5 protein-coding genes are annotated in these 6,566 nt (G+C 63.6%); 4 read left to right on the top strand and 1 reads right to left on the bottom strand.

Features of this window, described 5'->3' with window-relative positions; genetic code table 11:
• The 3 genes from tgt to lon form a co-directional block, all read left to right on the top strand.
• Nucleotides 1-806, top strand: an 806-nt coding sequence (gene tgt, locus VOI29_RS21430) for a tRNA guanosine(34) transglycosylase Tgt (protein ID WP_323783521.1), incomplete at its 5' end; no start/stop codon positions are given.
• Nucleotides 807-930: 124 nt separating this feature from the next.
• Complete coding sequence (locus VOI29_RS21425) at nucleotides 931-2,016, top strand: alkene reductase (protein ID WP_323783519.1); 1,086 nt, start codon at nucleotides 931-933, stop codon at nucleotides 2,014-2,016.
• Nucleotides 2,017-2,292: 276 nt separating this feature from the next.
• The gene (lon, locus tag VOI29_RS21420) at nucleotides 2,293-4,704 is read left to right on the top strand and encodes an endopeptidase La (RefSeq protein ID WP_323783517.1); all 2,412 of its coding nucleotides are present in this window, start codon (nucleotides 2,293-2,295) and stop codon (nucleotides 4,702-4,704) included.
• Nucleotides 4,705-5,045: 341 nt separating this feature from the next.
• Here lon and VOI29_RS21415 read toward each other — a convergent pair whose 3' ends face one another.
• Nucleotides 5,046-6,101, bottom strand: coding sequence for a Leu/Phe/Val dehydrogenase (locus VOI29_RS21415; RefSeq protein ID WP_323783515.1), 1,056 nt, complete (start codon nucleotides 6,099-6,101; stop codon nucleotides 5,046-5,048).
• A gap of 132 nt (nucleotides 6,102-6,233) precedes the next feature.
• Between VOI29_RS21415 and VOI29_RS21410 the strand changes: the two genes are divergently transcribed.
• Nucleotides 6,234-6,566: Lrp/AsnC family transcriptional regulator (locus VOI29_RS21410; RefSeq protein WP_323783513.1), on the top strand; the 333-nt coding region annotated here is incomplete at its 3' end.

The following is a 6,566-nucleotide window of genomic DNA, read 5'->3' as shown; positions in this document are numbered from 1 at the left end:
CCGAGAAGGGCGTGACCTTCAAGAGCCATATCGACGGGTCCAAGCATGAGCTGACGCCGGAACGGTCGATGGAGATCCAGCGGCTGCTGGGATCCGACATCGTGATGTGTTTCGACGAATGCCCGGCGCTGCCTGCGGACCGCAAGCGCATTGCCGAGTCGATGCAGCTGTCGATGCGCTGGGCGGAGCGGTCGCGTGACGCGTTCGGCGACCGCCCCGGCCATGCGCTGTTCGGGATCATGCAGGGCGGGTTGGAGCAGGATCTGCGCGAAGAAAGCGCCGAGGCGCTGAAGAAGATCGGCTTCGAGGGCTATGCCGTTGGCGGCCTTGCGGTAGGCGAAGGGCAGGAGGCGATGTTCGATTGCCTTGATTATGCGCCCGGTTTCCTGCCGCAGGACAAGCCGCGGTACCTGATGGGGGTGGGCAAGCCCGACGACATCGTCGGCGCGGTGGCCCGCGGTATCGACATGATGGACTGCGTGCTGCCGTCGCGTTCGGGCCGCACCGGCCAGGCCTTTACCCGCCATGGCGTGGTGAACATCAAGAACGCCCGCCACCAGGACGACCCGCGGCCCCTGGATGAGCAGTGCAGCTGCCCGGCCTGTTCCAGTTATTCGCGCGCCTATCTGCACCATGTGTTCCGTTCGAACGAGATGATTTCGGGAATGCTGCTGACCTGGCACAACCTGCATTATTTCCAGGACATCATGCAGGGCATGCGGGAGGCGATTGCGGCCGGCACCTTCGAGGCCTGGCAGGCGGATTTTCACGAGACCCGTGCGCAAGGCGATATTGAGCGCCTGTGAACAGAGCCTGTGCGGCGCCGGGCAGAGTCAAATCTGCCCGCCCGCTTGAAACCGCGGCGGGCGGACCTCAGGTCATGGCGGCAACATTCCTGTTGCTGGACACTTTGAACGGAGGATACCCCCCGTGAGCCACGATCTGTTTTCCCCCCATTCGGCTGGCGCCATCGACCTGAAAAACCGCGTCGTGATGGCGCCCTTGACCCGCAACCGGGCCGATGATGACACCGGCGAGGTGCTGGACCTCCACATCGAGTATTACGCCCAGCGGGCCGGTGCCGGGCTGATCATCACCGAAGGCACCCAGATCAGCGCCGAGGGCAAGGGCTATATCCAGACCCCCGGCATCCACACCCCCGGACAGGTTGCCGCCTGGCGCAAGGTCACCGATGCGGTGCATGCCAAAGGCGGCAGGATCGCCGTGCAGCTGTGGCACGTCGGCCGCATCACCCATGACTCGCTGCTGCCCGAAGGCGTGCTGCCCGTGTCCTCGGTTGCGGAGGCCGCAGAGGCGCAGACCTTCACCCGCAACGGATTCGAGCCGACCTCGACGCCGAAAGCGATGACGGCGGAGGATATCCGGCGGCTGGTGGGGGACTATGTGCATGCCGCCAAATGCGCCAGAGACGCAGGTTTCGACGGGGTCGAGCTGCATGGCGCCAATGGCTATCTGCTGGAGCAGTTCCTGAAGGATGGCGTCAACACCCGCACCGACGCCTATGGCGGTTCGGCCGAAAGCCGCGCCCGCCTTCTGTTCGAGGTGCTCGACGGGCTGCTGAGCGTTTGGGATGCAGACAGGATCGGCCTGCGGCTGTCGCCGTTCTCGGATTTCAATGGGGTTTCCGACAGTGATCCGACCGGCCATTTTTCTCCCATCATCGAGCGGCTGAACGGCTATGGCCTGGCCTATCTCCATATGGTCGAAGGCGAGGCGGGCAGCCCGCGTGCGGGCGATTACGAGACGCTGCGCAAGCTTTGGAGCGGGCCTTACATGGCCAACAATGGCTATGATCGCGACAGCGCAATGGCGCGTGTTGCCTCGGGGGCGGCGGATATGGTGGCCTTCGGCCGCCCCTATATTGCCAACCCCGATCTGGCGGAACGCCTGCAGGCGCAGGCGCCGCTGAACACTGGCAACCCGGAGACCTACTATGGCGGCGGCGAAGAAGGCTTCACCGACTACCCGGCGCTGAAAGAAGAGCGCGCAGCCTGACCGGTGCACGGCATTCTGAAAAAAGCTGCCTGCTTGGGAAGGCTCCTGGCAGGCACCGGGGCGGGGTGGGTGCGCGGGCCTGTTAGGTCTTTGCTCACCCTTTACCCATTTGCGCCCTTGTGGTCCCGGCGCGCTGCGGGCAATGTGGGCGCGACCTTGCGGCGGGCTGGTTGAAAAGTGTTAACCTTCCCCCCAGATAAAGACATCCAATGAGGAGACGGGCCAAGCGCTGCCGAGACCGGGGCCGGGCCGTCTTGCCAAACCAAAGGACCGAGTATGCAAGAGCCACTCAATTCCTCCTACCCAGTCCTGCCGCTGCGCGACATCGTGGTGTTCCCCCACATGATCGTGCCGCTGTTCGTAGGCCGGGAAAAATCGGTGCGCGCCCTGGAAGAGGTGATGGCGGATGACAAGCAGATCCTGCTGTCCAGCCAGATCGACCCCTCCGAGGACGATCCCGAAACCGATAGCATCTACACCGTGGGCGTGCTGGCCAATGTGCTGCAGCTGCTGAAACTGCCCGACGGCACCGTCAAGGTGCTGGTCGAGGGGCAGGCGCGGGTGAAGATCACCGAATTCCTTGAAAACGACAATTTCTTCGAAGCCAAGGCTGAAGAACTGCCGGAAATGCCCGGCGATGTCACCACCACCGAGGCGCTGGTGCGCACCGTGGGCGACGAATTCGAACGCTATGCCAAGGTCCGCAAGAACATCCCCGAAGAGGCGCTTTCCGCCGTCGGCGAGACCGCGGAACCTGCCAAGCTGGCGGATCTGGTGGCGGGCCATCTGGGCATTGAAGTGGACCGCAAGCAGGAACTCTTGGAGACGCTCTCGGTCAGTGAACGGCTGGAGAAGGTCTATGGCCTGATGCAGGGCGAGATGTCGGTCCTGCAGGTCGAGAAGAAGATCAAGACCCGCGTCAAATCGCAGATGGAGAAGACCCAGCGCGAGTATTATCTGAATGAGCAGATGAAGGCCATTCAGAGGGAGCTGGGCGACGGCGAAGAAGGCGCAGGCGAGATTGCCGAGCTGGAAGAGAAGATCGCTGCCACCAAACTGTCGAAAGAGGCGCGTGAAAAGGCGGATGCCGAGCTGAAGAAGCTCAAGAACATGTCGCCGATGTCCGCCGAAGCCACGGTGGTGCGCAATTACCTGGACTGGATGCTGTCGATCCCGTGGGGCAACAAGTCCCGCGTCAAGAAAGACCTGAACAAGGCGCAGGAGGTCCTGGACGCGGATCACTATGGCCTGGAAAAGGTCAAGGAGCGGATTGTCGAATATCTGGCGGTGCAGCAGCGCTCGGTCAAGCTGAAGGGGCCGATCCTGTGCCTGGTCGGCCCGCCGGGCGTGGGTAAAACCAGCTTGGGAAAATCGGTTGCCAAGGCGACGGGGCGCGAGTTCATCCGCATCTCCCTGGGCGGCGTGCGCGACGAGTCCGAGATCCGCGGCCACCGCCGGACCTATATCGGTTCGATGCCGGGCAAGATTATCCAGGCGCTGAAGAAGGCGAAAACCACCAACCCGCTGATCCTGCTCGATGAAATCGACAAGATGGGCCAGGATTTCCGCGGCGACCCGGCAAGCGCCATGCTGGAGGTGCTGGATCCGGAACAGAACAACACCTTTATGGATCACTATCTGGAGGTGGAATACGACCTCTCGAACGTGATGTTCCTGACCACGTCGAACAGCTATAACATGCCGGGGCCGCTGCTGGACCGGATGGAGATCATTCCGCTGTCGGGCTATACCGAGGATGAAAAGCGCGAGATCGCCAAGCAGCACCTGATTTCCAAGCAGGTGAAGAACCACGGCTTGAAGGCCAAGGAGTTCGAGCTGACCGAGGATGCGGTGACCGAGATGATCCGCACCTACACCCGCGAGGCCGGCGTGCGGAACCTGGAACGCGAGATCGCCAAAGTGGCGCGCAAATCGCTGACCAAGATCATCAAGAAAGAGGCCGGCAGCGTGACTGTCACGGCGGACAATCTGGATGATTTCCTGGGCGTCAAGAAATTCCGTTACGGCCTGGCCGAGATGGAAGATCAGGTTGGTGTGGTCACCGGTCTTGCCTATACGTCGGTCGGCGGCGAGCTGCTGTCGATCGAGGCGCTGCGGCTGCCGGGCAAAGGGCGGATGAAAACCACCGGCAAGCTGGGCGAGGTGATGAAGGAATCGATCGAGGCGGCGTCGTCTTATGTCCGCTCGATCAGCCCGCAGATCGGCGTCAAGCCGCCGCAGTTCGACAAGCTGGACATCCATGTGCACGTGCCCGACGGCGCGACGCCGAAGGATGGCCCAAGCGCAGGCCTGGCGATGGTTACCGCGATTGTGTCGGTGCTGACCGGCATCCCGGTGCGCAAGGATATCGCCATGACCGGCGAGGTCACCCTGCGCGGCAATGCAAGCGCCATTGGCGGGCTTAAGGAAAAACTGCTGGCGGCCCTGCGCGGCGGTATCAAGACCGTGCTGATCCCGCAGGAAAACGAAAAGGATCTGCCGGAGATCCCGGACAACGTGAAAGAGGGGCTGAAGATCATCCCCGTGTCGCATGTGTCCGAGGTTCTGAAGCACGCGCTGGTGTCGCAGCCGGAGCCGATTGAATGGGACCAGGAAGCCGAGGAGGCCGCTGCCGCCAAGGCGGCCCTGAAAGGCTCCGAAGACGGGGCGGGCGCCACCGCCCACTGATCACGGTCTGCGGCTGATGGAAAAAGAAAGGGCGGTCCCGCGGGGCCGCCCTTTTCAGTTTGCTCTTCCGTTCCGGCCCTTCTTTGCGGGGCATGTATTCCTGGTCTCAGCCTGTCTTGCTCCGCCATCGTCCCGACATATCCCGGCCGGCGTGCTCCCGCCCGCTGCGGGATGCGCTGTTGCGCCTCAGCTGCGGTTGGGCGGGGCGCCGCACCGGGGGTGCGGCGCGCGGCCTGCCCCGATGGGGCAGGCCGCCGGGCCCAAAATCCGTCAGGAGACTGGCCGCAGGCCGGTGTCCGCGCGGCTGCGGGAGTGCGCCGCGGCGGCCGTTGGAAAAGCGGTCAGGCGGCTTTGCTGGAACCGGCCATCTTGGCCTGCACCGTGGCAATGGCCATCTCAGCCGGGCTGACATCAGCTGCTTCCGCCTGGATCAGGATCGAGGCCATCGTCTCGTCCAGCGCCTGAAGCTTTTCTGCGACGAATCCCTTGCGGTCCCCGATCCGCAGGATTTCGGTTGCAACGTTGATGATGCCGCCGCCATTGGCCACAAAATCGGGCGCATAAAGGATGCCGCGCGCGTGCAGCGCTGCGGCGTCTGCCTCGGTGGCCAGCTGGTTGTTGGCGCCGCCTGCAACAATCTCCGCTTTCAGCTGCGGAATGGTCTGGCTATTGAGGATGCCGCCGATGGCGCAGGGGGCAAAGACGTCGGCCTTGGCGCTGTAGATTTCCCCGAGCGGCATGGCCCGGGCGCCGAACGCTTCAATGGCCTGCTCCACTCGGGCGGCGTCGATGTCGGTGACAACCAGCTTGGCGCCGGCCGCGTGCAGGAACTGGCAGAGATACCAGCCGACATGGCCCAGACCCTGCACCGCAACAGTCACGCCACCCAGATCCCGGCTGCCGTGCTTATGGGCGCGGCTGGTGCAAATCGCGTTGAAAATGCCGCGGGCGGTGATCGGAGAAGGATCGCCGCTGGCGAACGCGCCATCGGCAAGGCCGGCTGCAAACCGGGTTTCTTCCGCCAGGATCGCCATGTCCGCCGGGCTCATCCCCATGTCCTCGGCAGTGATATAACGCCCGTCAAGCCCCTCGATGGCGCGGGCAAAGGCGCGCAGCAGGTCCGGCGACTTGTCCCGGGCCGGATCGCCGATGATCACCGCCTTGCCGCCGCCCAGTGCCAGCCCCGCCGCGGCGTTCTTGTAGGTCATGCCTTCGCTGAGCCGCTTTACGTCGGTCAGCGCTTCCTCCTCGCTGGCATAGGGGCGCATCCGCAAGCCGCCGGCTGCGGGCCCCAGCCGGGTAGAGTGGATGGCGATGAAGCCAAGCAGCCCCGCGGAGGCCTCCTCGACGCGGTAGATCTCTTCATGGGTGGTCGATGCAACGGCGGTCACTGTCATCTGGATTGCTCCTCCAAAACTTTCCTGAATAATACCAGGGCGCGGGCGCCGGTTTTCACCAAAAAGGCCTGCCGGGGCGGTGAAGTTTGGTGGTATGCTCTGCGGAATGCGCCTTCCTTAGGGGAAAACACCATGGATTCAATTGATCGCAAGATTGTGGCCGCGCTTCAGCGCAACGGGCGGCTGAAGATCTCCGAACTGTCGGAGAAAGTCGGGCTGTCGGCAACACCCTGCGCGCGCCGGGTGGCCAATCTGGAGGACAGCGGCGTGATCAGCGGCTATTCCGCGCGGGTCGATCAGGCCAAGCTGGGGCTGCCGGTCACGATCTTTGTGGCGGTGGAGCTGGAACGGCAATCCACCGGCGCCCTGCAGGCCTTTGAGAATGCGGTGCGCCAGTTCGATCAGGTGATGGAGTGCTATTTGCTGACTGGCACCCGCGACATTCTGCTGCGGGTGGTGGCCGAG

Origin of the sequence: Leisingera sp. (assembly GCF_034669605.1) — a bacterium.
Classification (GTDB): domain Bacteria; phylum Pseudomonadota; class Alphaproteobacteria; order Rhodobacterales; family Rhodobacteraceae; genus Leisingera.
This window is presented reverse-complemented; position numbering and strand designations above follow the sequence as displayed.

Coding starts and splice junctions, on each gene's coding strand:
- lon (WP_323783517.1), top strand. CDS start 2,293: ATGCAAGAGCCACTCAATTCCTCCTACCCAGTCCTGCCGCTGCGCGAC.
- VOI29_RS21415 (WP_323783515.1), bottom strand. CDS start 6,101: ATGACAGTGACCGCCGTTGCATCGACCACCCATGAAGAGATCTACCGC.